Source organism: Stenotrophomonas sp. AG209 (genome assembly GCF_003550055.1).
Classification (GTDB): Bacteria; Pseudomonadota; Gammaproteobacteria; order Xanthomonadales; family Xanthomonadaceae; genus Stenotrophomonas.
Genome location: NZ_QXDB01000004.1, coordinates 243591 through 270126, shown reverse-complemented (window position 1 = coordinate 270126; position 26536 = coordinate 243591). Strand labels below are relative to the sequence as shown.

Annotated in this window: 28 protein-coding genes and 1 riboswitch; of the genes, 13 read left to right on the top strand and 15 right to left on the bottom strand. The window is 68.2% G+C overall.

All coding sequences use genetic code 11. The features are described 5' to 3' along the window. Positions 1 to 91: 91 nt before the first annotated feature. Positions 92 to 1396 (top strand): D-amino acid dehydrogenase, encoded by a 1305-nt coding sequence (locus DFO63_RS18180; protein WP_014035841.1) that lies wholly within the window; start codon positions 92 to 94, stop codon positions 1394 to 1396. Next, the gene (gene alr / locus DFO63_RS18175) at positions 1375 to 2442 is read left to right on the top strand and encodes an alanine racemase (RefSeq protein WP_119007519.1); all 1068 of its coding nucleotides are present in this window, start codon (positions 1375 to 1377) and stop codon (positions 2440 to 2442) included. Before DFO63_RS18180 ends, alr begins: the two co-directional genes overlap by 22 nt. A gap of 102 nt (positions 2443 to 2544) precedes the next feature. Here alr and DFO63_RS18170 read toward each other — a convergent pair whose 3' ends face one another. After that, entirely contained in the window at positions 2545 to 3111 is a 567-nt protein-coding gene (locus DFO63_RS18170) for a DUF3016 domain-containing protein (RefSeq protein ID WP_119007518.1), read from the bottom strand. Between the two features lie 244 nt (positions 3112 to 3355). Here DFO63_RS18170 and DFO63_RS18165 point away from each other — a divergent pair, with 244 nt between their 5' ends. Together DFO63_RS18165 and DFO63_RS18160 are read left to right on the top strand one after the other, a co-directional pair. Then, positions 3356 to 5344 carry an ATP-binding protein gene (locus tag DFO63_RS18165; RefSeq protein ID WP_101764869.1) on the top strand — a complete coding sequence of 663 codons (1989 nt, stop codon included), beginning with the start codon at positions 3356 to 3358 and terminating at the stop codon, positions 5342 to 5344. 43 nt (positions 5345 to 5387) lie between these two features. Next, the gene (locus DFO63_RS18160) at positions 5388 to 5678 is read left to right on the top strand and encodes a DUF3247 family protein (RefSeq protein ID WP_119007517.1); all 291 of its coding nucleotides are present in this window, start codon (positions 5388 to 5390) and stop codon (positions 5676 to 5678) included. A gap of 160 nt (positions 5679 to 5838) precedes the next feature. On the opposite strand, the gene DFO63_RS18155 is transcribed toward DFO63_RS18160, so the two are convergent. Next, positions 5839 to 6102, bottom strand: coding sequence for a hypothetical protein (locus DFO63_RS18155; protein WP_005407925.1), 264 nt, complete (start codon positions 6100 to 6102; stop codon positions 5839 to 5841). 157 nt (positions 6103 to 6259) lie between these two features. On the opposite strand from DFO63_RS18155, the gene DFO63_RS18150 reads away from it, so the two are divergent. The 3 genes from DFO63_RS18150 to DFO63_RS18140 are packed head-to-tail and all read left to right on the top strand — an operon-like array spanning position 6260 to position 8702. Further along, on the top strand, positions 6260 to 7324 hold the full coding sequence (locus DFO63_RS18150; protein ID WP_119007516.1) for a class I SAM-dependent methyltransferase: 1065 nt from the start codon (positions 6260 to 6262) through the stop codon (positions 7322 to 7324). Beyond that, on the top strand, positions 7321 to 8022 hold the full coding sequence (locus DFO63_RS18145; RefSeq protein ID WP_119007515.1) for a pseudouridine synthase: 702 nt from the start codon (positions 7321 to 7323) through the stop codon (positions 8020 to 8022). The genes DFO63_RS18150 and DFO63_RS18145 overlap by 4 nt, the downstream gene beginning before the upstream one ends. Further along, entirely contained in the window at positions 8019 to 8702 is a 684-nt protein-coding gene (locus DFO63_RS18140) for an HAD family phosphatase (protein WP_101764873.1), read from the top strand. The genes DFO63_RS18145 and DFO63_RS18140 overlap by 4 nt, the downstream gene beginning before the upstream one ends. A gap of 36 nt (positions 8703 to 8738) precedes the next feature. Here the strand turns inward: DFO63_RS18140 and fabB are convergent, their stop codons facing one another. Together fabB and fabA are read right to left on the bottom strand one after the other, a co-directional pair. Beyond that, the gene (gene fabB, locus DFO63_RS18135) at positions 8739 to 9947 is read right to left on the bottom strand and encodes a beta-ketoacyl-ACP synthase I (protein ID WP_101764874.1); all 1209 of its coding nucleotides are present in this window, start codon (positions 9945 to 9947) and stop codon (positions 8739 to 8741) included. After that, on the bottom strand, positions 9947 to 10462 hold the full coding sequence (fabA, locus tag DFO63_RS18130) for a 3-hydroxyacyl-[acyl-carrier-protein] dehydratase FabA (protein WP_014035851.1): 516 nt from the start codon (positions 10460 to 10462) through the stop codon (positions 9947 to 9949). The genes fabB and fabA overlap by 1 nt, the downstream gene beginning before the upstream one ends. 190 nt (positions 10463 to 10652) lie before the next feature. On the opposite strand from fabA, the gene dinB reads away from it, so the two are divergent. Continuing rightward, positions 10653 to 11747 carry a DNA polymerase IV gene (gene dinB / locus DFO63_RS18125; RefSeq protein WP_101764875.1) on the top strand — a complete coding sequence of 365 codons (1095 nt, stop codon included), beginning with the start codon at positions 10653 to 10655 and terminating at the stop codon, positions 11745 to 11747. Positions 11748 to 11811: 64 nt separating this feature from the next. On the opposite strand, the gene DFO63_RS18120 is transcribed toward dinB, so the two are convergent. The 3 genes from DFO63_RS18120 to DFO63_RS18110 all read right to left on the bottom strand — a co-directional run bounded on the left by DFO63_RS18120 (position 11812) and on the right by DFO63_RS18110 (position 14159). After that, positions 11812 to 12366, bottom strand: coding sequence for a hypothetical protein (locus DFO63_RS18120; RefSeq protein WP_101764876.1), 555 nt, complete (start codon positions 12364 to 12366; stop codon positions 11812 to 11814). Positions 12367 to 12517: 151 nt separating this feature from the next. After that, a complete protein-coding gene (locus DFO63_RS18115) occupies positions 12518 to 13429 on the bottom strand; it encodes an MBL fold metallo-hydrolase (RefSeq protein WP_119007514.1) in 912 nt (303 codons plus the stop codon). Positions 13430 to 13520: 91 nt separating this feature from the next. Then, on the bottom strand, positions 13521 to 14159 hold the full coding sequence (locus DFO63_RS18110; RefSeq protein ID WP_101764878.1) for an NAD(P)H-binding protein: 639 nt from the start codon (positions 14157 to 14159) through the stop codon (positions 13521 to 13523). Positions 14160 to 14267: 108 nt separating this feature from the next. Here DFO63_RS18110 and DFO63_RS18105 point away from each other — a divergent pair, with 108 nt between their 5' ends. From DFO63_RS18105 to gph, 3 genes are all read left to right on the top strand, one after another. Next, positions 14268 to 15197: a LysR family transcriptional regulator gene (locus DFO63_RS18105; RefSeq protein ID WP_119007513.1), complete on the top strand. Its 930-nt coding sequence runs from the start codon at positions 14268 to 14270 to the stop codon at positions 15195 to 15197. Next, the gene (locus DFO63_RS18100) at positions 15194 to 15985 is read left to right on the top strand and encodes a class I SAM-dependent methyltransferase (protein ID WP_101764879.1); all 792 of its coding nucleotides are present in this window, start codon (positions 15194 to 15196) and stop codon (positions 15983 to 15985) included. Before DFO63_RS18105 ends, DFO63_RS18100 begins: the two co-directional genes overlap by 4 nt. A gap of 76 nt (positions 15986 to 16061) precedes the next feature. After that, the gene (gph, locus tag DFO63_RS18095) at positions 16062 to 16730 is read left to right on the top strand and encodes a phosphoglycolate phosphatase (RefSeq protein WP_119007512.1); all 669 of its coding nucleotides are present in this window, start codon (positions 16062 to 16064) and stop codon (positions 16728 to 16730) included. 86 nt (positions 16731 to 16816) lie between these two features. Here the strand turns inward: gph and btuB are convergent, their stop codons facing one another. Continuing rightward, entirely contained in the window at positions 16817 to 18658 is a 1842-nt protein-coding gene (gene btuB / locus DFO63_RS18090; protein WP_119007511.1) for a TonB-dependent vitamin B12 receptor, read from the bottom strand. Positions 18659 to 18772: 114 nt separating this feature from the next. Continuing rightward, positions 18773 to 18996: riboswitch (cobalamin riboswitch) on the bottom strand. 142 nt (positions 18997 to 19138) lie between these two features. Here btuB and DFO63_RS18085 point away from each other — a divergent pair. Continuing rightward, the gene (locus DFO63_RS18085; protein ID WP_032128728.1) at positions 19139 to 19717 is read left to right on the top strand and encodes a histidine phosphatase family protein; all 579 of its coding nucleotides are present in this window, start codon (positions 19139 to 19141) and stop codon (positions 19715 to 19717) included. 91 nt (positions 19718 to 19808) lie between these two features. Here DFO63_RS18085 and DFO63_RS18080 read toward each other — a convergent pair whose 3' ends face one another. Together DFO63_RS18080 and DFO63_RS18075 are read right to left on the bottom strand one after the other, a co-directional pair. Next, a complete protein-coding gene (locus DFO63_RS18080; protein WP_014035860.1) occupies positions 19809 to 20171 on the bottom strand; it encodes a TfoX/Sxy family protein in 363 nt (120 codons plus the stop codon). Further along, on the bottom strand, positions 20168 to 20650 hold the full coding sequence (locus DFO63_RS18075) for a GAF domain-containing protein (protein WP_004140850.1): 483 nt from the start codon (positions 20648 to 20650) through the stop codon (positions 20168 to 20170). The genes DFO63_RS18080 and DFO63_RS18075 overlap by 4 nt, the downstream gene beginning before the upstream one ends. Positions 20651 to 20718: 68 nt before the next feature. Here DFO63_RS18075 and bioD point away from each other — a divergent pair, with 68 nt between their 5' ends. Continuing rightward, positions 20719 to 21402 (top strand): dethiobiotin synthase, encoded by a 684-nt coding sequence (gene bioD / locus DFO63_RS18070; RefSeq protein ID WP_119007510.1) that lies wholly within the window; start codon positions 20719 to 20721, stop codon positions 21400 to 21402. Positions 21403 to 21477: 75 nt separating this feature from the next. On the opposite strand, the gene DFO63_RS18065 is transcribed toward bioD, so the two are convergent. From DFO63_RS18065 to msrB, 5 genes are all read right to left on the bottom strand, one after another. Continuing rightward, entirely contained in the window at positions 21478 to 21675 is a 198-nt protein-coding gene (locus tag DFO63_RS18065; RefSeq protein ID WP_119007509.1) for a hypothetical protein, read from the bottom strand. A gap of 39 nt (positions 21676 to 21714) precedes the next feature. After that, positions 21715 to 23163 carry a PLP-dependent aminotransferase family protein gene (locus DFO63_RS18060; RefSeq protein ID WP_119007508.1) on the bottom strand — a complete coding sequence of 483 codons (1449 nt, stop codon included), beginning with the start codon at positions 23161 to 23163 and terminating at the stop codon, positions 21715 to 21717. A gap of 210 nt (positions 23164 to 23373) precedes the next feature. After that, complete coding sequence (msrA, locus tag DFO63_RS18055; protein ID WP_119007507.1) at positions 23374 to 24111, bottom strand: peptide-methionine (S)-S-oxide reductase MsrA; 738 nt, start codon at positions 24109 to 24111, stop codon at positions 23374 to 23376. Positions 24112 to 24125: 14 nt separating this feature from the next. Beyond that, positions 24126 to 25895, bottom strand: coding sequence for a cytochrome c biogenesis protein CcdA (locus DFO63_RS18050; RefSeq protein WP_119007506.1), 1770 nt, complete (start codon positions 25893 to 25895; stop codon positions 24126 to 24128). Positions 25896 to 25897: 2 nt separating this feature from the next. Beyond that, on the bottom strand, positions 25898 to 26470 hold the full coding sequence (msrB, locus tag DFO63_RS18045) for a peptide-methionine (R)-S-oxide reductase MsrB (RefSeq protein ID WP_014035865.1): 573 nt from the start codon (positions 26468 to 26470) through the stop codon (positions 25898 to 25900). Positions 26471 to 26536: the final 66 nt, after the last annotated feature.

The window sequence follows — 26536 nt, the reverse complement described above, 5'->3', positions numbered from 1 at the left end:
AGGCAAATCAACTGGTATTGGCTGTCTATACTTCCCCAATTATGGTCCCGGCACGCTCCAGTGCAGGGAATGATCGGGTTGGAGAAGTCCCATGCGAGTCCTAGTTCTCGGCAGCGGCGTGATCGGCACCACCAGTGCCTGGTACCTGCGACAGGCCGGGTTTGAAGTCACGGTCATCGACCGCCAACCCGGCCCGGCGCTGGAGACCAGCTTCGCCAATGCCGGCCAGCTGTCGTTCGGCTACACCTCGCCGTGGGCGGCCCCGGGCGTGCCGAAGAAGGCCATCGGCTGGCTGTTCGAGAAGCACGCGCCGCTGGCGATCAAGCCGGGCATGGACCTGGCCCAGTACCGCTGGCTGTGGCAGATGCTGCGCAACTGCACCCACGAGCGCTACGCGATCAACAAGGCGCGCATGGTGCGCATGTCCGAGTACAGCCGCGACTGCCTGAACGAGCTGCGCGCGCAGATCGGCATCGAGTTCGAAGGCCGCGACCTGGGTACCACCCAGCTGTTCCGCACCCAGCAGCAGCTGGATGCCTCGGCGCAGGACATCGAGATCCTGGCCCAGTACGGCGTGCCGTACGAGGTGCTGGACCGCGCCGGCATCATCCAGGCCGAACCGGCCCTGGCCCATGTCGATGGCCTGGTCGGCGCGCTGCGCCTGCCGCGTGACCAGACCGGCGACTGCCAGTTGTTCACCCGCCGCCTGGCGCAGATGTGCGTGGATGCCGGCGTCGAATTCCGCTTCGACCAGGACATCACCGGCCTGGAGTTCGATGGCGACCGCATCACCGGCGTGCGCATCGACGGCAAGCTGGAAACCGCCGACCGCTTCGTGGTCGCGCTGGGCAGCTATTCGCCGGCGCTGGTCGCACCGCTGGGCATGCGCCTGCCGGTGTACCCGCTGAAGGGTTACTCGCTGACCCTGCCGATCACCGATCCGGCGATGGCGCCGACCTCGACCATCCTCGACGAGAGCTACAAGGTGGCGGTGACCCGCTTCGACGACCGCATCCGTGTCGGTGGCATGGCCGAAGTGGCCGGCTTCGACCTGTCGCTGTCGCAGCGCCGCCGCGAGACCCTGGAACTGGTGGTCAGCGACCTCTACCCGAAGGGCGGCGACCTGTCGCGCGCGCAGTTCTGGACCGGCCTGCGCCCGGCCACGCCAGACGGCACGCCGGTGATCGGCGCCACGCCGTTCCGCAACCTGTACCTCAATACCGGCCACGGCACCCTGGGCTGGACCATGGCCTGCGGCTCCGGTCGCTACCTGGCCGACCTGATGAGCGCGCGCCAGCCGCAGATCAGCACCGAAGGCCTGGATATTTTCCGCTACGGCCAGTACGGTCACGCCCCGCAACATGAGAACCGCACATGCGTCCTGCCCGCGCGCTGATCGATCTGGGCGCCCTGCGCAGCAACTACCGGCTTGCTCGTGAACTGGGCGGTGGCAAGGCCCTGGCGATCATCAAGGCCGATGCCTATGGCCATGGCGCGGTGCGCTGTGCACAGGCGCTGGAAGGCGAGGCCGATGGTTTCGGCGTGGCCACCATCGAAGAGGCGCTGGAACTGCGCCAGGCCGGCATCCGTGCGCCGATCCTGCTGCTGGAAGGCATCTTCGAACCCAGTGACATGGCGCTGGTGGCCGAACACGATTTCTGGTTCGCGGTGGGCTCGCCGTGGCAGCTGGAAGCGCTGGTCGCGTTCGACAGCCCGCGCCCGCTGACGGTGTGGCTGAAGCTGGACAGCGGCATGCATCGCCTCGGCCTGGACGTGGACAGCTTCCGCGCGGCGCATGCACGCCTGTCGGCGCTGCCGCAGGTCGAGCGCATCGTGCTGATGACCCACCTGGCGCGCGCCGACGAGCTGGACAGCGAACGCACGCACGAGCAGGCGGCGACCTTCGCGCAGGCCATCGACGGCCTGCACGGCGAGACCAGCGTGTGCAACTCGCCGGCACTGCTGGGCTGGCCGGATGTGCGCAGCGACTGGGTCCGCCCGGGCCTGATGCTGTACGGAGCCAACCCGCTGCCGGACAACACCGCGTTGACCGAGCGCCTGCGCCCGGTGATGACGATGCAGTCCAAGGTGATCGCCGAGCGCTGGATCGAGGCCGGTGAGCCGGTGGGCTATGGCGCCCGCTTCGTGGCCAAGGCGCGCACCCGCGTAGGCGTGGTCGCGCTCGGCTATGCCGACGGCTATCCGCAGTTCGCACCGAATGGCACCCCGGTGCTGATCGACGGCCAGCCGGGTGGACTGATCGGGCGCGTGTCGATGGACATGCTGACCGTGGACCTGACCGCGCATGCGCAGGCCGGCATCGGCAGCGTGGTGGAGCTGTGGGGTTCTGCGCCGACGCTGTCGGAACTGGCGCCGCGCTGTGGCGTCAGCGCCTACCAGCTGCCCTGTGCGGTCAAGCGCGTGGCGAAGGTGTACGTGTAGCGCCGAGCCCACGCTCGGCTCTGGTAGCGGCCGACCTTGGTCGGCGCTCTGAATGCGTGTCGACCAAGGTCGACACCTACCGGTGGGTGGCGCCGCCCGGGATCAGCGTGCAGCAGTGGCCTGCGTTGTCAGCTGCCGCTTGACCCAGTCGTCGATCAGGCGCTTCTCGTAGCGCAGCGGGTCGCTGTCGCTCTTCAGCCCCAGGTTGTGCAGGTAGCCGGTGTCGCTGAGCTTGGCTTCGCCCTCATCGACGATACGGCCACTGGCGTCCTTCAGCGTGTACTGCAGGGTGATCCGCGGCGGATAGATGTCGCGCATGATCCGGATGTCGCTGCCGCGCGGGCCGTGCCAGGGCTCGTAGTCGCCGGCGCGCTTGATGTCGACCAGGGTCACGTCCAGGGTCTGCCCCGGCTGCAGCGGCTTGGCCGCCGTGGTCTCCACGTAGCTGGCCAGCTGCTGCACCCAGTTGCCGCGTTCGGCCTCGAAGCGGTTGGTGCTCTGGCGGATTTCGGTGAATTTGGCCGGATCGTCCCACTTCACGCTGACCGGGCCATTGGCCTGCAGCGCACGGGGCGCGTCCGGATCGGTGACGGCGCGCGGCGCGGCGTTCGCGCTGCCCGCCATGAGGGCGCCTGCCAGCAGCAGGGCAGTGGCCAATGAGCGGTTCATGACGGTCTCCTGCGCCCCTTCGATGGGGACGATACGGTTTACAGATCGAGTGTGATCCCGCTTTCCCGTCGCCGCAACGGCCGATTGCGACATCCGCAAGAGTGGTTGCCGCCAATTCATCGTCGTCAACCATGACTGACGGCGCTTGACGCTGTGAATACGCCCTTTGGAAGATGCTGTGCCTCCAACCCGGCCTGCACAGACGCCCTTGTCCACACTGCCGCCCCTCGTGGAGCGCCCACCGATGATGGTGCCGGCGCCCGAACCCGACCTGCATCATGGCGTGCTTGAGCGCATCAACGCCGGTTTCTGCGTGATCCAGGTGCTGTTCGAGGGCGACCGTGCGGTCGACTATCGTTTCATCGAGGTCAACGACGCCTTCGAGCGCCACACCGGCCTGAAGGATGCGCGCGGCCAGCGCATGAGCCTGCTGGAGCCGCACCACGAGGAAGACTGGTTCCGCATCTACGGCGAGGTCGCACGCAGCGGTCGCCCCGCCCAGTTCGAGATGGAAGCGCGCGCGCTGGGCCGCTCGTTCGCGGTTGACGCGGTGCGCGTGGGCCGGCCGGGCGAGGACAAGGTCGGCATCCTGTTCTTCGACATCACCGCGCGCAAGCAGATGGAAGTGGAGCTGGGCGAGAGCGAAGCCCGCTTCAGTGCGCTGGCCGATGGCCTGCCGATGCCGGTGTGGGTACTCGACGAGCGCGGCCATGCCCGTTTCGTCAACAGCGCCTTCAGCGAGTTCTTTGGTGGCGATGAGACACGCGTGCCGGAAGATGTCTGGCGCGGCCTGGTGCATCCGGACGACGCATCGGTATTCGAGTACGAACTGCAGGAAGCGCTGAAGGCGCAGCGCTCGATGCATGCGCTGGTGCGTGCGCGCCGTGCCGATGGCCAGTGGCGCTGGCTGGAGATGAACGCCCGCCCTCGCTTCTCGCGCATGGGGCGCTTCATCGGCCTGGCCGGCAGCAGCCCGGACGTGACCGAACGCCGCGAGATCGAACTGGCCCGCGAGGAACTGCTGCAGTCCGAGCGTGCTGCGCGCAGTGCTGCGGAAAACATGGCGCGGCTGAAGGATGAGTTCCTGGCCACGCTGTCGCATGAGCTGCGTACGCCGTTGACCACCATTCTCGGTTGGAGCGAGCTGCTGCTGCAGCGCGTGGACAACACCAGCCCGCTGTACAAGGGCCTGAACGTGATCGCCAACAGCGCCGGTGCGCAGAAGCGGCTGATCTCGGACATGCTCGACCTCAGCAGCATGCTGCTGGGCAAGGTGCAGCTGGAGGTGGAAGTGCTGGACCTGAGCACGCTGCTGGGCGAGGCCATCGGCGCGCAGGAGCTGGTGGCCGAAGGCAAGGCGCTGGACGTGCACCTGCAGCTGCCCGAACAACCGAGCCTGGTGCTGGGCGATGCCACGCGCCTGCAGCAGGTGTTCTGGAACCTGCTCTCGAACGCGATCAAGTTCACCCCGGCTGAAGGCCGCATCGACCTGCAGCTGCGGGCCGACGGCAACCACTGGGAGATCACCGTGCGCGATACCGGTGATGGCATCGCGCCCGAATTCCTCAATCATCTGTTCAGCCGCTTCCGCCAGGCCGATGGCACCACCACCCGCCGCCATGGCGGACTGGGACTGGGCCTGGCGATCGTGCAGCAGCTGGTCGAACTGCATGGCGGTACGGTCGCCGCGGCTAGCGAGGGCCACGGCCATGGCGCTACGTTCACCGTGCGCCTGCCGCAGCACATTCCCGATGCCGAGCGGCGCCCGCTGCGCGAAGTGATCAGCGGGCCGATCCTGGAGCCGGTGATCGTCGAGCCCTATCCGCTGCGTGGCATGCACGTGCTGGCGGTTGAAGACCAGCCGGAAGTGCTGGAGTACCTGCGGCGCATGCTGGAAGAGCAGGGCGCCAGCGTGTCAGCGGCCAGTTCGGCCGGCGAGGCACTGGCGTTGCTGGCCGACACCGGCCATCTGCAGTACCACGTGATGCTGACCGACATCGGCATGCCGGGCATGGATGGTTATGGCCTGGTGCGCACGCTGCGCGAGGACATGGGCGTGGATGCCATGACCCTGCCGGCGGTAGCCGTGACCGCGCTGGCGCGTGCCGATGACCGCCGCCGTGCGCTGGCATCGGGCTTCCAGGAGCACGTGGCCAAGCCGTACTCGGTGGCGCAGCTGGTGGCTGCGGTACGCAAGGTGCAGGTACCCCGCGCGGACAGCGCGCTGCACTGAGCATTCACGGCCAATCGGCGACCCTGCATGCAGGAGGTCGCCGATGTCCCGCATAGCTCCCCGTATCCATACCGATCCGGCGCAGATCGCGCGCCTGGAAGCCCTGCTGCCGCAGCTGGAAGGCGAAACGCAGGTGGAACTGACCCTGCACGATGGTCGCCGCCTGCTCGGCACCGTCGCGGTGAAACCGACGGTGCAGCAGTACCGCAACGAGGCCGGCGACGAAGGCAGCAACGGCCAGTTGCGGCTGGATGACTACGACACGCCGGTGCAGCAGCACCACGTGTGGCTGGACGAGATCGCCAGCATCCGCAGGTTGCCGCCCAGGGTCTGACGGCAACCTGCCAACCCCATCCACGCATGGCGTGGATCTACTGGAAAGGGCCACGCATGGATGTGCGTGACCTCGTCATCGGCCAGGCCTCATGCCATCCACGCATGGCGTGGATTTTCCAGGGGTTGCAGTAGAGCCACGCCATGCGTGGCTGTTGGGATCAGTGCTCGAACAACGTCGGCGTCGCCTCGAACCGGCGCGCGTAGGCGCGTTCTTCAGCGACCCGGGCCACCTCGTCATCGGCCAGGTCCGGCGCGCCGTATACCGCATAGGCCACGCTGCCATCGGCGCCATGGCCGACCTGGTGCAGCCGGTAACGCGAGTGGCCGCCGCCGGTGTCCTCGGGGTAATGCACGGGCGGATGGCTGCCTTCCAGATCCATTTCACTGTTGTCGACCACGCCACCGACGAACAAGGCTCGCATGCAGGTTCTCCTGAGTTTCCGGGGGAACCTCTACCCTGAACGTTTCAATGTTTCTGGCGGATCAAGGCCCCGTTCGGGTTTCGCAAAGCGGCCTGCCGGGGCCGGCCCGGCCAAGCCGGTACAATGGACGGCCCTCACGCTTGAAGTACCCGCGCCGATGGCCTCCAGCGACGACGCCCCCCTGCAGACCCTGCTCCTGCCGTTCTCCCAAGGCGCCCTGCGCTGGCCGGAGGGCCCGGTGGCCTTCCTGCGTGCCCGCGATGGCTGGCCGCTGCGCGAAGCCGCCGGCAACCACGAGGTGCACTGCGAACAGAGCTTCGCCCCGTTCGCGCAGCCGCTGCAGCAGGCCGCCGGCTGGACCGTCAGCGGCCAGCTGGACGATGGGGCCGGCAAGGGCCGTTACCCGCTGGTGCTGGTGCTGCCCCCGCGCCAGCGTGAAGAAGCCCGTGCGCTGTTCGCCCGCGCGCTGGCGCTGGTCGCCGAAGGCGGCCGTATCGTTGCCTGCCAGTCCAACAACGAAGGCGCGCGCTCCGGTGAAGGCGATCTCAAGCAGCTGACCGGCCTCGGTGGCTGCCTGACCAAGAACCACTGCCGCGTGTACTGGACCGCCCCGCTGCAGGGCCAGCACGACGCCGACCTGGCCAAGCGCTGGTCGGCGCTGGATGCGGTGCGCCCGATCATGGGCGGCCGCTTCCTCAGCCGCCCGGGCGTGTTCGCCTGGGACCGCATCGATCCGGCGTCGGCGCTGCTGGCCGAGCACCTGCCGGCCGACCTGGCCGGGCGCGCCGCCGACCTTGGCGCCGGCTACGGCTATCTGTCGCGCGAGCTGCTGGAACGCTGCCCGAAGATCACCGCGCTGGACCTGTACGAGGCCGAGCAGCGTGCGCTGGCCCTGGCCGAACTGAACCTGGCGCCGCCGCCGCGCGCGCTGCCGCTGCGCTTCCTGTGGCAGGACGTCACCGCCGGCATCGAGCCGGGATACGACGTCATCATCAGCAACCCGCCGTTCCACACGCCGTCGCGTGCCGACCGCCCGGACATCGGCCAGCGCTTCATCGCCGTGGCCGCGCAGGCGCTGCGCCCGGGCGGGCGCTTGTACGTGGTGGCCAACCGCCACCTGCCGTACGAGCACACCCTCAACGACAGCTTCGGTGCGGTGCGCGTGGTTGCCGAGCGCGACGGTTTCAAGCTGGTTGAAGCAGTGAAGGGGAAGGGCAAGTGAAGCTGGTCAAGCTCATCGCCAACCTGGGCTATGGCAGCCGCAAGCAGGTGCAGTGGATGTTCCGCGAAGGCCGCGTCACCGACGCCGACGGCGAAGTGCTGTACGCCGATGACCAGGTGCCGCACGAGGCGATCCGCGTCGATGGCGAGCCGCTGGACCCGCCGGTGGGGCTCTCGATCGCGCTGCACAAGCCCGCCGGCTACACCTGTTCGACCAAGGACACCGGCCGCCTGATCTACGACCTGCTGCCGCCGCGCTTCCGCGACCGTGATCCGGTGCTGTCCACCGTGGGTCGCCTCGACCGCGAGACCAGCGGCCTGTTGCTGCTGACCGACGATGGCGGCCTGCTGCACCGGATCATCTCGCCGAAGTCGAAGCTGCCCAAGGTCTACGAAGTGGAACTGAGCGACGACCTGCGCGGCGACGAAGTGGCGCTGTTCGCCAGCGGCACGCTGATGCTGGAGTCCGAGAAGACCCCCCTGCTGCCGGCTGAACTCGAAGTGCTGGATACGCGTCGTGCGCGCCTGGTACTGCATGAAGGCCGCTACCATCAGGTACGCCGCATGTTCGCCGCCACCGGCAACCACGTGCAGGCCCTGCACCGCAGCCGCGTCGGCGGGCTGGACCTGCAGGGACTGGACGAAGGGCAATGGCGGCAGCTCACTTCCACCGACCTGGACACGCTGTTCGCTCCATGACCACCATCGCTGCGCTGCCGTTCCTCCCCGACGCCGTCATCTTCGACATGGACGGCCTGATGATCGACAGCGAGCGGGTCTCGCTGGCCTGCTGGAGCGAGGCCGCCGACGAATTCGGGCTGGGCCTGGACGAGGCGGTGTTCCTGCGCATGGTCGGCCTCGGCGACCGCGATACGCATGCGTTGCTGCGCGCGCAGGGCATCGAGGACAGCGTGATCGACGCGGTGGCGGCACGATGCCATGAACTGTACGAAGCACGCACGCAGACCGGGCTGCCGTTGCGGCCGGGCATCCTGGAGCTGCTGGAGCTGCTGAAGGCGCATGCGGTACCGCGTGCGGTGGCGACCACCACGCGGCAGCCGCGCGCCAATCGCAAGCTGGCCGCTGCCGGCCTGCTGCCGTACTTCGATGCCGTGATCACCAGTGGCGACGTGGCGCGGCCGAAACCGGCGCCGGACATCTACCTGCTGGCCGCGCAGCGGCTGGGCCAGGCGCCCGAGCGCTGCCTGGCGCTGGAGGATTCACCGGCCGGTACGCGTGCAGCGCTGGCCGCAGGCATGACCGTGATCCAGGTGCCGGACCTGGTGCATCCGGATGAAGAGCTGCGCGCACTGGGCCACCGCATCGTCGGCTCGCTGGTGGACGCGCACGCGCTGCTGTTGCCGCTGCTGCCGAAATAAGGTGGGTGCCGACCGTTGGTCGGCACACCTGCCCAGTCACACGCGCCCGAACACCAGCGCGGCGTTGGTGCCACCGAAGCCGAAGCTGTTGGACATCACGGTGTCCAGCTTCTGCTCGCGGCTCTCGCGCAGGATCGGGAAATCCACCACCTTCGGGTCCAGCTCACCGATGTTGGCCGAACCGGCGACGAAGCCATCGCGCATCATCAGCAGGCAGTAGATCGCCTCGTGCACGCTGGCCGCACCCAGTGAATGGCCGGACAGCGCCTTGGTCGAGGACAGCGGCGGCACCGCGTCGCCGAACACTTCGCGGATCGCGTTGAGCTCGGTGACGTCGCCCAGCGGGGTCGAGGTGCCGTGGGTGTTGAGATAGTCCAGCGGGCGATCGACGCCCTGCAGCGCCATCTTCATGCAGCGCACCGCGCCTTCACCGGACGGGGCGACCATGTCGGCGCCATCGGAGGTCACGCCATAGCCGATCAGCTCGGCATGGATGTGCGCACCGCGCGCGACGGCGTGGTCGTAATCCTCCAGCACCAGCATGCCGCCGCCACCGGCGATGACGAAGCCGTCGCGGTCCTTGTCGTACGGGCGCGAGGCGCTGGCCGGGGTTTCGTTGAAGCTGGTCGACAGTGCGCCCATCGCGTCGAACATCACGCTCATCGACCAGTGCAGGTCTTCGCCACCACCGGCGAACATGATGTCCTGCGCACCGTGGCGGATCATGTCCGCGGCGGCGCCGATGCAGTGCGCCGAGGTGGCGCAGGCGGCCGACAGCGAGTAGCTGACGCCCTTGATCTGGTAGGCCGTGGCCAGGCAGGCCGAGACCGTCGAGCACATCGTGCGCGGCACCATGTACGGGCCGACCTTGCGTACGCCACGTTCGCGCAGCAGGTCGACCGCACCAATCTGCCACTCGCTGGAGCCGCCACCGGAACCGGCGATCAGGCCGGTACGCAGGTTGCTGACCTGCTCGGGGCTGAGCCCGGCGTCGGCGATGGCATCGCGCATGGACAGGTAGGCGAAGGCTGCCGCATCGCTCATGAAGCGCTTCTGCTTGCGGTCGATCAATGCGTCCAGGTCGAGGTCGACACGGCCGCCAACCTGGCTGCGCAGCCCGGCATCGGCATGGTCGGCCAGCAGGGTGATGCCCGAGCGCCCTTCACGCAGCGCGGTCGAAACGGTATCCAGATCATTGCCGAGGCAGGACGTGATGCCCATGCCGGTGATGACAACGCGACGCATCAGAAGCTCCCGGTTTCAGTGAACAGGCCGACGCGCAGGTCGCGCGCGCTGTAGATTTCGCGGTCATCCACGTACATGCGGGCGTCCGACTGGGCCATCACCAGCTTGCGGTTGATGACCCGGCTGATGTCGATCTCGTAGCGCACGAGCTTGGCGTCCGGCAGTACCTGGCCGGTGAACTTTACCTCGCCGCAGCCCAGTGCGCGGCCCTTGCCGGGGGCACCCAGCCAGGTCAGGAAGAAGCCGGTCAGCTGCCACATGGCGTCCAGGCCCAGGCAGCCGGGCATCACCGGGTCGCCGATGAAGTGGCAGCCGAAGAACCACAGATCCGGGCGGATATCCAGCTCGGCGCGTACCATGCCCTTGCCGTGCGGTCCGCCGTCCTCGTGGATGTCGGTGATGCGGTCGAACATCAGCATCGGATCGTTGGGCAAACGGCCGGCAGCGGTGCCGAACAGTTCACCGCGTGCGCTGGCCAGCAGCTGTTCGCGGTTGAACGCGTGGAGACGGGTCATGAAGCACAATCCTGGAAGCGGGGAAACGGGAAACAAGCGCTCGAGGATGCCCGTGGAAACTGCCCCGATCAAACATTTCAACCGTACGCAACCGTAGTGTTTTCAAGGGAATACGCGCATCCTGTTGATGTGCAACGACCATACTTCGGCGTGTGGCCCGCCCGGCCCGCCCCCGCCCTTTCCGCCTGACATGACCCGACTGCGCAAGATCATCCACGTCGACATGGACGCGTTCTACGCGTCGGTGGAGCAGCGCGACGATCCGTCACTGCGGGGCAAGCCGGTGGTTGTGGCATGGCGTGGCGCGCGTTCGGTGGTGTGCGCGGCGTCCTACGAGGCGCGCGTGTTCGGCGTGCGCTCGGCGATGCCGGCCGTGCGTGCCGAGCGGCTGTGCCCGGATGCGATCTTCGTACCGCCGGACTTCGCACGTTACAAGGCGGTGTCACAGCAGGTGCGCGAGATCTTCCTGCGCCATACCGACCTGGTCGAGCCGTTGTCGCTGGACGAGGCCTACCTGGACGTGACCGAGCCGAAGAGCGGCATCGAACTGGCCACCGACATCGCCCGTACCATCCGCACCCAGATCCGCGAGGAAACCCGGCTGACTGCTTCAGCCGGGATCGCGCCGAACAAGTTCCTGGCCAAGATCGCCTCGGACTGGCGCAAGCCCGACGGCCAGTTCGTGATTCCACCGCAGCGGGTGGACGCCTTCCTGCTGCCACTGCCGGTGAACCGGGTACCCGGCGTCGGCAAGGTGATGGAAGGCAAGCTGGCCGCGCGCGGCATCGTCACCTGCGGCGACCTGCGGCAGTGGGCACTGATCGACCTGGAAGAGGCGTTCGGCAGTTTCGGCCGCAGCCTGTACAACCGCGCACGCGGCATCGACGAGCGCCCGGTGGAACCGGACCAGCAGGTGCAGTCGATCTCCTCGGAGGACACCTTCGCCGAGGACCTGCCGTTGGAAGACCTGGGCGAGGCGATCGTGCAGCTGGCGGAGAAGACCTGGAATGCCACGCGCAAGACCGAGCGCGTCGGCCACACCGTGGTGCTGAAGCTGAAGACCGCGCAGTTCCGCATCCTCACCCGCAGTTTCACCCCCGAGCGCCCGCCCGAGTCGATGGAAGAACTGCGCGACATCGCCCTGGCCCTGCGCGCCCGCGTCGACCTGCCGGCCGAGACCCGCTACCGCCTGGTGGGTGTCGGCCTTGGCGGCTTCCGTGAAAAGGAGCCGGTGGTGCAGGGGGAGCTGTTCGAGCACGGATCGAGCGATTCTGCAGGCAATTGATCGTTCGCCAAACAGCGCTCCCACCCGCACGAACCTGTGGCGCTGACAGTAGTTTGGAGCGCCCCTAGGACTTCTTCAGTTCAATGGGGGCGGATAGAATGCGTCGCGCTTTCTGCTCCTCATCGACATGGGTTCTTTCGAAATCTGTGCTGGGCAGCTCCACAACAATCACACCGCGCTGTCCGTCGATCATGATTCCCTGATGCTTCGGGAAAAGTTCTGCCACCTTTCCCGACGTCACTATCTGCTTCAGTTGCGTCAGAGAGTGGGTTGCCCCGACCGTGAAGCGGTAGGTGATGGTGCCATGGACAGTGCTCACGGTTCGGGATGGCACTGGCTCGGTCCCGGTTAAACGGACCGTCACGATCATCGGATTCTCACTGAAGCTCTTGCCAGCGAAGCGATCAGGCATTCCTTCCAGAATACGCCCAAGCTCTTCCCCTGCCGCAATTCGAAGTCTGAGCCGCCTGTCGGCTTCTTGGGTGGACAATCCCTCATGCTGGGCAAAGGCTTGAACAACGGGGTCGGTGGAGGGCGTCACCTGTTGAGAGAACGCGGGGTGCGCGGCCAGTACAGTGATGGGCAGCAGGAGTTTGACCAACACACTCTTGATCTTCATCGTGAATTCTCCGTTCCATCGGTTTACTCACCTACGCAATCCATCGTACAGCGGTTGACGTTCAGGCTGGCTTTGGATGTTGAGGGTGCCGGCCAGCGGCCGGCACTACCGCAGGTGCAGGGCACAGCCCTGCAAAAGAAAACCCCCTACCTCAGGGCCACTGCATCTCGCCCTTGGCCACCTTCGCACTCAGCTCCAGCGATGCCACGCCGTCCAGCTTCGGGTAGCGCGCCTGCATCGCCTTCACCAGCGCCGCACTGTCCTTGGCCTTTGCCGTCTCGACATCGAACGCGCGGATGTAGTCCGCGGTGAAGCGCAACGCACTGGCATCCAGCGCCGCACCCGGCGCGTAATGCCCCGGCACCACCACCTTCGGCTTCAGCGCCTGCAGCCGCTGCAGGGTCTGCAGCCAGTCGGCATGTGACTTCGGCGTCTGCGTGTCGGCCATCCACACGTGCTCGCCCGCCACCACCGGAATGCCACCGACGATCGCGCGCAGTGACGGTACCCACAGCACCGTGCGGTCCGGCGTCGGCCCATCCAGGCCGATCAGCGGCAGGCGTTGGCCTTCCAGCTGCAGGGCGTCGCCGTCCAGTACCTGCGGCACCACGATGCGTGTCGGCACGTCGGCACCCATCTTCGGTCCCCAGTAGGCCAGCTTGCCGGCCTGGGTCTGCTGGATGTGGGCGACGGTCTGCGCGGTGGCGACGATGCGTGCCTGCGGGAACGCGTCCTGCAGCGTGGCCAGGCCGAAGTAGTAATCCGGATCGCCGTGGCTGATGTAGATCGTGGTCAGCTGCTTGCCGCTGGCGCGGATCAGCTCGACCAGCTTGCGCGCGTCGCTGGCACCAAACTGCGCATTGACCAGGATCGCGTCGTGGCGGCCTTCGATCAGCACCGAGGACACCGAGAACATCGCCTGCGGGCCGGGATGGAAGGTCTGCAGGTGCAGCTGGGATTTCGTCGCCGTGGCCGGCGCTGCGGTGGCCGGCGCGGCCATCAGCGGCGCACTGGTGAAGGTGGCGGCCAGGGCGAGGGGAAGCAGCAGGGCAGCGGTACGCATCGGAATTCCTTGTGTAGAGCCGAGCCAATGCCCGGCTGCAGGTTCGCGTAGCGCCGGGCGTGGGCTCGGCGCTACAAGGGACGCACGTGGATCAATACGCCGCGGTGATGATCTGCTTCGGATACGCGTGCGCTTCCAGCTCGGCGACGAACGCCGCGCCGTAGTCGGCGTAGCTGATGCGGCTGTGGCCGCTGGCATCGGCCAGGAACGCCTTGGGCTGCACGCGGTACTGGCCGCGCTCTTCGCCCGGGCCGATCTCGGCGGCCGGCGAGAAGAAGGTCCAGTCCAGGTCATCCACCGCCTGCAGGCGGTTGAACGCCTCACGGTGGGCCAGTGCGTACGGCTTGTAGGCCTCCGGGAAGGTGGGGGTATCGACCAGCTGCACGCCGGGCGCGACTTCCAGGCTGCCGGCGCCACCGACCACGACCAGGCGCGGCACACCGGCCTTGCGTGCGGCGGCGGCCAGCTGTGCGGCGACCTCGCCGACGCGGCCGATGTCATCGCCCGGGCGCGGGCCGTAGGCGCTGGCCAGCACGTCGTGGCCGGCGATGGCGGCGACCAGCGCGTCCGGGTCATCCAGCGAGGCGATCACCGGATGGGCACCGGCCAGTTCAGCCGGAAGGTCCTGTGCGCTGCGCACGATGACGGTGAGTTCGTGGCCGCGGGCCAGCGCGTGGCGGGCGATCTGGCGGCCGATGTTGCCGGTGGAACCAACGAGGGCGATCTTCATGGCAGGACTCCGTGGGGCGGTTTGGGGTGGGAATGGGGCCACTCTAGGCCGCTGCAGTCGCTCGAAAAACAGCGTATAACGCGCTTGTTTGTTGCATGGATCGAGCATATGGACCGATTGACCGCCATGACCGTGTTCGTCGAGGTCGCCGAGCGCGGCAGCCTCACCGCCGCCGCCGAGGTGCTGGACATGTCGCGGGCGATGGTCAGCCGTTACCTGGCCGAGGTCGAGGGCTGGCTGGGTGCACGGCTGCTGCACCGGACCACGCGCCGGGTCAGCCTGACCGGTCCGGGCGAAGCGGCATTGGCGCGCTTCCGGCAGATGCTGGCAATCGGCGAAGAACTGCAGGGCGAGCTGGCCAGCGATGATCCCGAGCCACACGGCACGCTGCGCGTGACTGCCAGCGTCTCGTTCGGGCAGAGCCACCTGGCGCGGGCGGTGGCCGGCTTTGTTGCGCGTCATCCGGCGGCACGCATCGAACTGCTGCTGGTCGACCGGACGGTGAACCTGGTGGAGGAGCGGGTGGACCTGGCGGTGCGTATCGCGCGCCAGATTGACCCCAGCCTGATCGCACGGCGGCTGGCCACCTGCCGCTCGGTGCTGTGCGCGACGCCGTCCTACCTGCAGGCACGCGGCACGCCGACCGCTCCCGAGCACCTGGCCGCGCACAACTGCCTGACCCATCACTACGTCGGCAAGAGCCTGTGGCAGCTGCACCGCGACGGTCGTTCGCTGTCGGTGGCGGTAGGCGGCAACATCAGTGCCAACGAGGCCTCGCTGCTGCTGGAGGCGGTGCGCGCCGGTGCCGGCATCGCCATGCTGCCGACCTACCAGGTGGCGCCGCTGCTGCGCAGTGGCGAGCTGATCGAACTGCTGCCCGGATTCAGTCTGGACGAACTCGGCATTCATGCCGTGTACGCATCACGGCGCCAGCAGCCCGCTATCATGCGCCGATTCCTGGACTACCTGGCCGACTGTTTCGCCAGCCCGGCCTTCCAGGATCTGGATTGGCGCCCACCGGGCAAGGAGAACACATGAACCATGGACAGGCCTTGATCGACCACAACCGTGCTGCCTGGGACCGCCAGGCCAGCGAAGTGCGCGAATGGTCGCGCCCGGTGGAAAGTTCAACCATTGCCGCCGCGCGCGAAGGCCGCTGGCAGGTGCATCTGACCCCACGTGCGCTGCCACTGGATTGGCTGGGCGACGTGCGCGGCCGCCGCATCCTGTGCCTGGCCTCGGGCGGTGGCCAGCAGGCACCAGTGCTTGCGGCGGCCGGCGCCGACGTCACCGTGTTCGACCTGTCCGACGGGCAGCTGGAGCAGGACCGCCAGGTCGCTGCGCGCGATGGCCTGCAGCTGCGCACGGTGCAGGGCGACATGCGCGATCTGCACGTATTCGCCAACGACAGTTTCGATGTGGTGTTCCACCCGATCTCGAACCTGTATGTGCCTGATGTGCGCCCGGTGTGGACCGAATGCCGCCGTGTGCTGGCACGCGACGGGATGCTGATGGCGAGCTTCTACAACCCGGTGCTGTTCGTCGGTGCGCGTGATCCGCAGCTGGATGCACAGGGTCTGATCCGGCCGCAGTACGCCATTCCCTATTCGGACCTGGAAGACCTCGCGCCGGCCGAGCGCGAGGCAAAGCTGGCCCGCGGCGATGCGCTGACCTTCGGCCACAGCCTGACCGAACTGATCGGTGGGCAGCTGGATGCCGGCTTCGTCATCGACCGCTTCATGGAAGACTGGCAGCCGCAGCCGCGCTTCCTGATCGACCGCTATCTGCCCACCTTCCTCGCCACCCGCGCACGCAGGATCGGCTGAGGCTCAGCGGCAGGAGGATCTGCGGAAAAAGCGGCGGCGTACAATGGACGGCCCCACGTTCCCTAGGTGCCGTCCCTTGTCGTATCCCTATCCGCTGGTCGTGTTCGACCTCGATGGCACGCTGGTCGACAGCGCGGCTGATATCGCTGAAGCGCTGAACCGCACGCTGGAGGACATCGGTGTAGCACGCGTGCCGGAAGCCACGGTGCTGGGCTGGATCGGCGATGGCGTGCGCCGCCTGGTCGAGCAGGCCGTGCATGCCGCCGATCGCGAGGTCGACCTGGCCGAAGTGATGCCGGTGTTCATGGTGCACTACCGTGAGTGCCTGCTGCGCAGCCCGCGCTTGTTCGATGGCGTGGCCGACGCGCTGACGCAGCTGCGTGCACGCCATGTGCCGCTGGCGATCTGCACCAACAAGCCCGAAGCGCTGGTGCCGCCGCTGCTGCAGCACCTGGGCATCGGTGATGCGTTCGCGCTGGTGCTGGGTGGTGATTCGCTGCCGCAGCGCAAGCCCAGCGGTGAGCCGCTGCGGCATATCGCTGCGCACTTCGGGCTGCCGGCCGATGCCTGCCTGATGGTGGGTGATTCGCTGACCGACTACCGCGCCGCCGAAGATGCGGGCATGCCGATCGCACTGGTGCGTTACGGCTACCCGCGTGGCCTGGACCTGGCCACCGCGCACGCCGTGGCAGTGATTGACGACCTGCGTGAGTTGCCGGGGTTGGCCGCGGGCGTTCGGGTGTAGAGCCGAACCCACGCTCGGCTCTACAGTAGATCGACGCCATGCGTCGATGGCATCCGGCGGCGCCGGGCGATGCCCGGCGCGTTCCTTCACTTCGGCTGGTAACGCACGCTCAGCTGGTACTCGCGGCCGGGCTGGTTGAACCACGCCACCGTCTCGTAGTGGCGATCGAACACGTTGGCAGCACGTGCCAGCAGCGACCACTCCGGCGTCAGCGCGTACTCGGCGCGCAGGTCCAGCGTGCCGTAGCCGCCGACCTTCACTGCGTTGGCCGCATCGTCATAGCGCTTGCCCGCACCCTGCACGGTCAGGCCGGCGCGGAAATCGCCGAAGCGGCGGTCGACGTCCAGGCGTGCGGTCTGCTGTGCACGGCGCGGCAGCCAGTTGTCGAACTGGGTGCTGCCGTGGGTGCGGTTGCGCGGGTCGGTGTAGCTCAGCTGCGCGTTGATGTCGAAGCCGGCCAGCAGCACGCCACCGGTCAGCTCGGCACCGCGGATGCGTGCCTTCTCCACCTGCTGCATCTTGAAGGTTGCCGCGTCGTAGGTGATCAGGTCATCGATGCGGGTCTCATAGACGTCCAGGCCCCAATGCCAGCCCTGGCCCTGCTGCGAAACACCGAGGTTGGCGCTCTTGGACTTCTCCGGCTTCAACGTCGGCACGCCGCTCCACGGGTCGTACAGGTCGCTGAAGGTCGGCGCCTTGAACGCGGTGCCGTAGCTGGCGTTGAGGCGCAGGCCGTGGTCCAGCTGCATCGCCCAGCCGAGACTGCCGGTGGCGTGGTTGCCGAACTGCTGGTTGTCGTCGTTGCGTGCGCTGGCCTGCAGCTGGTGGCGGCCGAAGCGGCCCTGGTACTGCACGAACACACCGGTGTTGCGGCGGCTGTCGACGAGGTAGCCCGCGCTGCTGCCATCCAGGTTGTCTTCGCTCCAGTCCACGCCGGTGCTCAGCAGCTGGCCTTCGGCCAAGGTGAAGTCACCCTGCAGCGAGGCGCTGTCGCGGTGGGTCTGTGCGCTGCCGCGTGCGCCGAAGTCGCCGAAGTTGTCCGACTCGTTGTCGCTGCGGCCGACGTTGGCGGTGAACGCCAGGCGCTCGGACGGGGTGTAGCGCACCTTGCCGGCCAGCACCTGCTGGCGGGTCTCGGAGTAGTTGTAATAGCCGTCGTAGTGGTTCTTGCCGTCGGCGCGCAGCGCGCTGCCTTCCACGGTCCACTGGTCGTTGAAGGTGTAGCCGCCACGCAGGCTCTTGGACAGGTTGCGGTAGCCGTCGCGGTCGGGTTCATCGGCGAAGCAGCCGGCGAACAGCGTCGCCGAGCCACGGCAGGCATCGATGCCATCGGAATGCTGGTAGGCGATGTCGGCGCCGAACCAGCCGCGTTCGGTGCCACCACCGATGCCGCCGCTGGCTTCGCGCAGGCCGTTGCTGCCGCCACCGAGCTGGAAGTGCGGAGCAAAATCGCCCTGGTTGCGGCGGGTGAAGATCTGGATCACGCCACCGATGGCGTCGGCGCCGTACAGGCTGGACTGCGGGCCACGCACGATTTCCACGCGTTCGATCTGCGCCAGCGGCAGGTCCTGGTACATGGCCAGGCCGAGGTCGGCACTGTTGATGCGCACGCCATCGACCAGCACCACGGTGTGGCCCGAGTTGGTGCCGCGCAGGAACAGCGAGCTCTGCTTGCCGAGGCCGCCGGCATTGGTCAGGTTGATGCCGGCACGGCCGCGCAGCAGCTCCTGCAGCGAGGTGGCCTGGCTGGATTCGATCTGCGCGCGGTCGATCACCTGCGCCGGCGCGATGCTGTCCTGCAGGGCGATCGGGGTGCGGGTGGCGGTGACCAGGATCTGGTCGAGCGCGGTGGTGTCATCGGCGGCCTGGGCCAGCGCGGGCAGGGCGGCCAGCACGGCCAGGGACAGCATTCGGGACTGCAGCTTCATGGTGGACTCCAGGTGCCACGCACGCCCGCGTGGCGAAGGGGAGGAGCCGCGAAGGCAGGCATGCGCCGACGCCGCAGCGCAGGCTGCGGTCATCCAGCGCCATGCCCACCGCATCGCGACCTGAGGCTTCCTGGCCGGTCTCCGGGCTTGCCGCCGGGTGGCGCGAGGCCACCGTCCAGGCGCCTTCCCATGCCTGCGGCACAGTGGCGTTGTTGCCTGGAACTGACGTGCTTACCGTTGCGGGGGCAGCGCCGGCCTGGCGTGGCATCACGCGTCACCGGCTTCCCGTTTCAACCTGCCGGCCGTGGCCGCAGGTCACCTGGAAGTGCGCGCAGTCTACGGCATCACAGGCGGCCCGTAGCGTCGAGCCTGCTCGACTGCCTTTGCTGTGCCCTTAGAATGGTCCCTCGATCCCGTGGTGCCGTTGCCGATGTCCGCCCGTTTTCCGCTGTTCCCGCGTTGCCTGTACAGGACGCACGCATGATCCTCGACCTGGTCCGCCACGCCGGCAACGGTCGCGATGAGTTCCTCGATGGCCGCAGCGATCCACCGCAGCTGGCCCGCCTGCCGCAGGAACTGGTCGATGCCTACGCCGCGCAGCCGTGGGAGCGGGTGATCAGTTCGCCACGGCTCCGCTCGCTGCACACGGCGATGGCCCTGGCTACCCCGCGTGGGCTGGACGTGGAAGCGGACGAGGAATGGGAAGAGCTGGATTTCGGCGATTGGGACGGGCAGTCGCTGTTCGACCTGCCGGAGGACGCACTGGCGGCCTTCCATGCCGATCCGCATGCATTCCCGCCGCCGAACGGTGAAAGCTGGGGCCACTTCGAGCGGCGCATCGCGCGCGCGCTGGATCGCCTGCTCGATGATGATGATCCGGTGCCGACGCTGGTGGTCAGTCATGGCGGCCCGCTGCGCATGGTGCTGTCGCAGGTCTGTGGCCTGCCGATGTCGCTGTGCTGGGCATTGCGCATCGACCACGGCACCCGTCTGCGGGTGTGGCTGGAGCGCGGCGAGGTCGGGCTGGTGGGCGAGCTGCTGGAACTGCAGCAGCCCTGAGCGCACCCGCCGGGCATGGCCCGGCGCTACCGATCCCACATCACAGTGGTAGTGCCGGCCGCTGGCCGGCATCGCCAGGAACGCGGAGGCCTCAATCCTCGTCGGCGTGCTCGGCCACGCTGTCTTCCGCGTCATCGTCGGCATCGAAACGCTGCTCATGCACCGGACCCGAAGCGGGGCCGGCCGCCTTCAGAGGGTGCGCGGCGATGCGTGCTTCGTAATCCTGCACCAGCGCCTCACGCTGCGGCTCGCTCAGTTCCTGCCAGTGGCAGTCCAGCAGCGCGCCTTCCAGCGAGTACAACAGGTTCAGGCTGGGCTTGAAGCCCGCGCGCTTGACCTTGACGAAGGCGCCGACCGCGCCGATCGCAACCAGATCCTCGCGGCTGCGCAGGCCGACCTGGCGCAGCCAGGCTGCACTTTTGGGGCCGATGTTGCGCAGCTTCGGCGCGCTCATCCCAGCGCCTCGACGAACACGCGGGCGATGGCTTCCAGGCCGGCCTGGTCATCGGCATCGAAGCGGCCGACCTTCGGGCTGTCGATGTCGAATACGCCGATCAGTTCATCGCCGCGCAGCAGCGGCACCACCAGTTCCGAACGCGAGGCCGAATCGCAGGCGATATGGCCGGGGAAGGCATCGACGTCGTCCACGCGCTGGGTCACGCGCTGGCTGGCGGCGGCACCGCACACGCCCTTGTCCAGCGGGATGCGCACGCAGGCCGGCAGGCCCTGGAACGGGCCGACCACCAGCTCCTTGCCGTCGTACAGGTAGAAGCCCACCCAGTTCAGGTCGGGCAGGGCGTGGTAGACCAGTGCGGAGAGGTTGGCCGCGTTGGCGATGCGGTCGGACTCGGCGTAGACCAGGCCACGGGCCTGTTCCAGCAGCTGGGCGTATTGTTCCGGCTTGCTGCCGGTAAGCGAGGCATTGGCGAACATGCCCGCAGTCTAGCAAGCACGCCGGGCCGGCGATAATGCACGCTCTGTCGTCCCGTTGGAGCCCATCGATGCCATTGCCCGCTACGCTGCCGCCCGCCCTGTTCGTTACCGGCACCGATACCGAGATCGGCAAGACCGCGGCCAGCACCGCGCTGCTGCATGCGCTGCGCCGGCGCGGCCTGCGCGCGGTGGGCATGAAGCCGGTGGCCAGCGGCAGCGAAGACCTGGGGCAGGGCCTGCGCAACGAAGACGCGCTGGCCCTGCAGGCCGCCAGCTGGCCGGTGCCGGACTATGCCGACCTGAACCCGTATGCGCTGCGGCAGCCGCTGGCACCGGAGCTGGCCGCTGCCGAGGATGGCGTGCAGGTGGAGCTGGCGCCGATCGTGGCCGCGTTCGCACGAATGCGCGCGCAGGCCGATGTCGTGGTGGTGGAGGGCGTTGGCGGCTGGCTGGCGCCGGTCTCGGCCACGCTGGACCAGCTGGACCTGGTACGTGCACTGCGGCTGCCGGTGCTGCTGGTGGTGGGCATGCGGCTGGGCTGCGTCAACCACGCACGGCTGACTGCGCAGTCGCTGCAGGCAAGCGGCGTGGAGTGCCTGGGCTGGATCGGCAACCACATCGACCCGGCGATGCAGCGCCAGGACGAGAACATCGCCACGTTGCAGCAGCGCCTGCCGATGCCGTGCTGGGGACGGCTGCCGCATCTGCCGGGTGCGAAAGGCGAAGCGCTGTCGGCGCATCTGCTCGATTGATCCTGGGTAGTGCCGGCCGCTGGCCGGCAACTGCATCCACCCGGCGCTCCCAGGATTGCCGGCCAGCGGCCGGCACTACCGTGCTGCAGCCGCCAGCTCCCGCGCGATCGCACCCAGCCGCTCCACCGCGCCGATGAAGCGCGCATCCAGGGTCTGGCAGCACGACAGCCGCAGGCAGTGGCGGTAGCGCGCGCCGCGCGAATACACGCGGCGCTGGGCGTGCACCTGCTTGAGTGATCCTGGGTAGTGCCGGCCGCTGGCCGGCAACTGCATCCACCCGGCGATCCCGGGATTGCCGGCCAGCGGCCGGCACTACCGTTCTGCAGCTGCCAGCTCCCGCGCGATCGCACCCAGCCGCTCCACCGCGCCGATGAAGCGCGCATCCAGCGTCTGGCAGCACGACAGCCGCAGGCAGTGGCGGTAGCGCGCGCCGCGCGAATACACCTGGCCGGGCATGAACACGATGTCCTCCTGCAATGCACGCTCGAACAGCTCGCGTGTATCCACGCCGGGCAGTTCCAGCCACAGCAGGAATCCGCCCTGCGGTTCGGTGGCGCGGGTGCCGACAGGGAAGTGTTCGGCCACCAGCTGGCGCAGCCGTCCCACCTGTTCGCGATACAGCCGGCGCATGCGGTGCAGGTGATGCTCGTAGCTGCCGGCTTCCAGATACGCCGCCACCGCATCGCCGAGCAGTTGCGGCTCGCCGCCGGTGGACTGGAATTTCAGCAGCGCGATACGCTCGGCGAAGCGGCCGCCATCCAGCCAGCCGATGCGGTAATCCGGTGCCAGTGTCTTGGAGAAACCTCCAACCACCATCACCCAGCCATCGCGATCGAAGGCCTTCAGCAACGGCGCCGGCGGTTCGCAGAACTGCAGCTCGGCGTACACCGCATCCTCGATCAGCGGCAGTTGCCGTGCGTTGACCAGCTCGGCCAGGCGCTGCTTGGCGTCGGTCGGCATGGTGCAGCCCAGCGGGTTGTGCACGGTCGGCATCACCACCAGTGCGGCCAGCGGCGTGTGTTCCAGCAGTGCATCCAGCGCATCCACATCCAGGCCGTGCTGTGGATGGGTGGGCAGCTCGATGGCCTGCAGGCCGAGGTTGGCCAGCAAGGGGTACAGGTTGAAGTAGGACGGCGCCTCGATGCCCACCGCATCACCGGGCTGGGTGACCGCGCGCAGCGCCAGCTGCAGGGCCTCCATCGCACCATGGGTCAGCAGCAGGCGTTCGCTGTGGGTATGCAGGCCCATGCGTGGCCCACGTCGCACGATCTGCGCCAGCAGCCGTGGCGAGCCGTTGGGGCGCGCGTAGGTCTCCACCGTCTGCTGGCCGTGGCGCAGCACCTGCGCGGTATGCCGGGCCAGCTGCGCGCCCGGATAGAACTGGCGCCCGCGCGGACCGGCAAAGGCCAGGTCGATCACACCGGGGCGGCGCTGTGCTTCCAGCACGCGGGCCATCAGCACCTGCTGCAGTGGTGCGGTGGGTGCGGACGGGGTATCACGCAGCGAGCGCTCCGGCACCGACAATCGCGGCGCCACCTCGAAGCCGGCCTTGGGCCGCGGAATGACCAGGCCGGCGTCCTCCAGCTGGCGATAGGCGGCAATCACCGTGTTCAGGCTGAGCCTGCGCTGCAAGGCCATCTGCCGCAGCGAAGGCAGGCGGCTGCCGACCGGAAGGCGTCCGCCGTGGATGGCCTCGGCCAGTTCGTCGGACAGCCGTTGGTAGCGGGGTGGGATCATCGCGCTCTGGTCATCTGTATCCATCGAATTTCCCGCCATCTGGTGCTGTACCCATGATGATGGCGAGCCTAGCATGTCGTTGTCGGCCGGGCCTGATCGGGGCACGGCCGATACTTCCCAAGCGCACGGCTGGATGGCCGTGCGTCTTTTTTATAGGTAGTGCCGGCCGCTGGCCGGCAATCCCCAGATCCGGAACGGCGCGGTTGCCGGCCAACGGCCGGCACCACCCGGGCGTCAGCGCATCGGCACCAGCGCCGCGTCGCGCCGGTACAGCGCCGGGAACTGCTTGCCCAGTGCGGTCAGCTTCGGTGCGTCGTAGTAGCGGATGTAGGCCGCCTGCGGGTAATTGGTCATGTAGTTCTGGTGGTAGCTCTCGGCCGGGTAGAAGCGCTGGCCGCTGACCAGCTGGGTGACGATCGGCGCGCGGTAGCTGCCGGCCTGGCCGAGCTGGGCGATGTAGGCGCGGCTGGCAGCCTGCTGGCGTGCGTCGTCACTGAAGATCGCCGAGCGGTACTGGCTGCCATGGTCCGGGCCCTGTCGATCGAGCTGGGTCGGGTCGTGCACCACCGAGAAGAACACCTGCATCAACTGCCCATAGCTGACCTGGCGCGGGTCGTAGTCGACCTTCACGGCTTCGGCATGACCGGTCTGGCCACTGCTGACGCGCTCATAGTGCGCGTTGGCCGCGCTGCCGCCGATGTAGCCGGACACCGCATTGCTCACGCCCTTGACGTGCTGGAACACGCCCTGCACGCCCCAGAAGCAACCACCGGCGAACACCACGCTGGCATGGGTGGCGTCATCGCGGAACGCGGCGTCGCCGCTGGGCGCAGGTAGCGCCTTGACCTGCGCGCTGGCCTCGACCGGTGCCGCTACCGCGCTGTGGTCGACCAGCAGCACGCCGGTGATCAATGCGGCAGCCACCAATCCGGCGACGCCGGCGGCGATGCCCTGTTCAAAGGAGAGTTTCATGGTGTCCTCCCGGTTCAACCGAAGGTGAAGGCGTAGGCCTGCACACCCGCATCGAGGAATTCGATCTCGAAGCGATGCGGGCCGACCGCGCCGCGCTGGCGGACCAGCTGGTACAGGCGGTGCTCGTCGACTACGCCGCTGCCATCGGTGCCGACATCACTGCCGGCATCGGCGGCGGGCAGCGGCTTGCCATCCAGCCAGACGCGGAAGCGCACCGGCCTGCCGTCCTCGCGGGGTGCCAGTACCAGGTGCAGATCGCGTGCGTGGAACTGGAAGGCGATGCGGCCACCGGCCTGCTGCAGCTGCGCGGCTTCGTCGGTGACGTTCCAGCGCCCGGACAGTCCCCATTGGTTCAACGCCAGGGTGGCCGGCAGCGTGTAGTCGAACGCGGCGTCGCTGCGCTGCCCGCCGGGCGAGGCGAACTGCTCGGCGCGGGCGTGGCCCAGGTAGGTTTCCGGCGAACGCAGGTTGCCCATGTCGGCCTGCACGGCCACGCCCTTCAGGTCGGCGGCAGCGGGATCGGCCGGTGGCGGCAGATTCGTCTGCCCGGCTTCGGCCAGCAGGCGACGGATCATCTGTTCCGAGCGCGCATAGTTGCCCTCGCCGAACTGGTGGCCGCGGATGTTGCCCTGCGCGTCGACGAAGTATTGTGCCGGCCAGTAGCGGTTGTTGAAGGCGCGCCAGATCGTGTACTGGTTGTCGAGCGCCACCGGGTACTCGACCTTCAGCTGCTGCACCGCCTTCATCACGTTGCGTGGGTCGCGCTCGAAGGCGAACTCCGGCGTGTGCACGCCGACCACCACCAGGCCGTGGTCGCGGTAGCGGCGTTCCCATTCGTGCACGAATGGCATCGCGCGCAGGCAGTTGATGCAGGAATAGGTCCAGAAATCGACCAGCACCACCTTGCCGCGCAGCTGCTGTGCACTCAGCGGCGGGCTGTTGAGCCAGCCAGTGGCGCCGTCCAGTGCGGGCAGGGTGCCTTCCACCGGCAACGGTGCATCGGCAGCGGCGTTGGCACCGGCCATCATCATCATCGGCGGTGCCGCCGGCTGCGCGCCGGGTACTGCGTCCAGCAGGCTTTGCTCGATACGCGCGGTGCTGACCGTGGACAAGCGGGTCAGCAGGCCGGTATCCCAGCCGAGGCCGATCGCCACGACGGCCAGCAGCGCGGCCACACCCAGCACCTTGCGCAGGACATCGCCGAGGCCGAGCCGCGCCTGCATCGCGCGGAACACCCGGCCGCCGATCCATACCGCCAGCGCCAGTGCGGTGATCGCACCCAGTGCATAGGCCAGCAGCAGTGCAGTGGTGCCGACGCTGGCGCCATGCAGGGCGGCGCCGGTCAGCACCAGGCCGAGGATCGGCCCCGCGCACGGCGCCCACAGCAGGCCCGTGGCGATGCCGATCAGCAGCGAGGTCCACGCGCCGCCGTGCCCCGCGGCATCCGCCGCATCGGCGCGCGCGCTCAGGCGGGCACCCACGCGCTGGAACGGTGCCAGCAGGTGGTCGGCCAGTCGTGGCCAGAGCAGGGCGACCGCGAACAGCGCCATCAGCAGCAGGGCGATCCAGCGTCCGACCTGGTTGGCCTGCGCCACCCATTGGCTGCCCACCGCGGCCAGGCTGGCGACCACGGTGAAGGTGAGCGCCATGCCCAGCAGCAGCGGCAGCGTGCTGCGCAGGAACGGACGGTCGGCACGCGCGAACACGAACGGCAGCACCGGCAGGATGCAGGGGCTGAGCAGGGTCAGTGCGCCCCCGAGGTAGGCAAGCAGCAACAGCAGCATGGTCAGGCTCCGGAAGCAGTGGAAGAACCGACCGGTACCCGCCAGCCGTCGGCAGTGCCATCAGTGGCACCGGGAACGAACACCATCGCCGCACCGTTCATGCAGTAGCGCAGCCCGGTCGGGCGTGGCCCATCGTTGAACACATGGCCGAGATGGCCGCCGCAGCGGCGGCAATGCACCTCCACCCGCAGCATCCCGAAGGTGACGTCGCGGTCTTCGCCGATGGCGTTGTGCAGCGGCGCCCAGAAGCTGGGCCAGCCGGTGCCGCTCTCGAACTTGGTGGAGGAGGAGAACAGCGGCAGTGCACAGCCGGCGCAGGCAAAGGTGCCCTGCCGGTGTTCCTTGTTGAGCGGGCTGCTCCACGGCCGTTCGGTGGCCTGCTGGCGCAGCACCGCGTACTGCGCCGGGGTCAGGCGCTGGCGCCACTCGGCATCACTGTGCATGACCTCGAACTGTCGCGACGGACGCGCTTCGGCGGCGGCCGGGGCGGCGCGGCTGCACGCCCCCAGGCCGAGCAGCCCGGCGGCGGTGGCAACACCGCCCAGGCCCAGCAGATGGCGGCGGGAGAGGGACATGGCGGACTCCGGGAAGGGGCGACGGGGCCATGCTGCGCCCGCCCGGGTCAACGAATCCTCACGCAG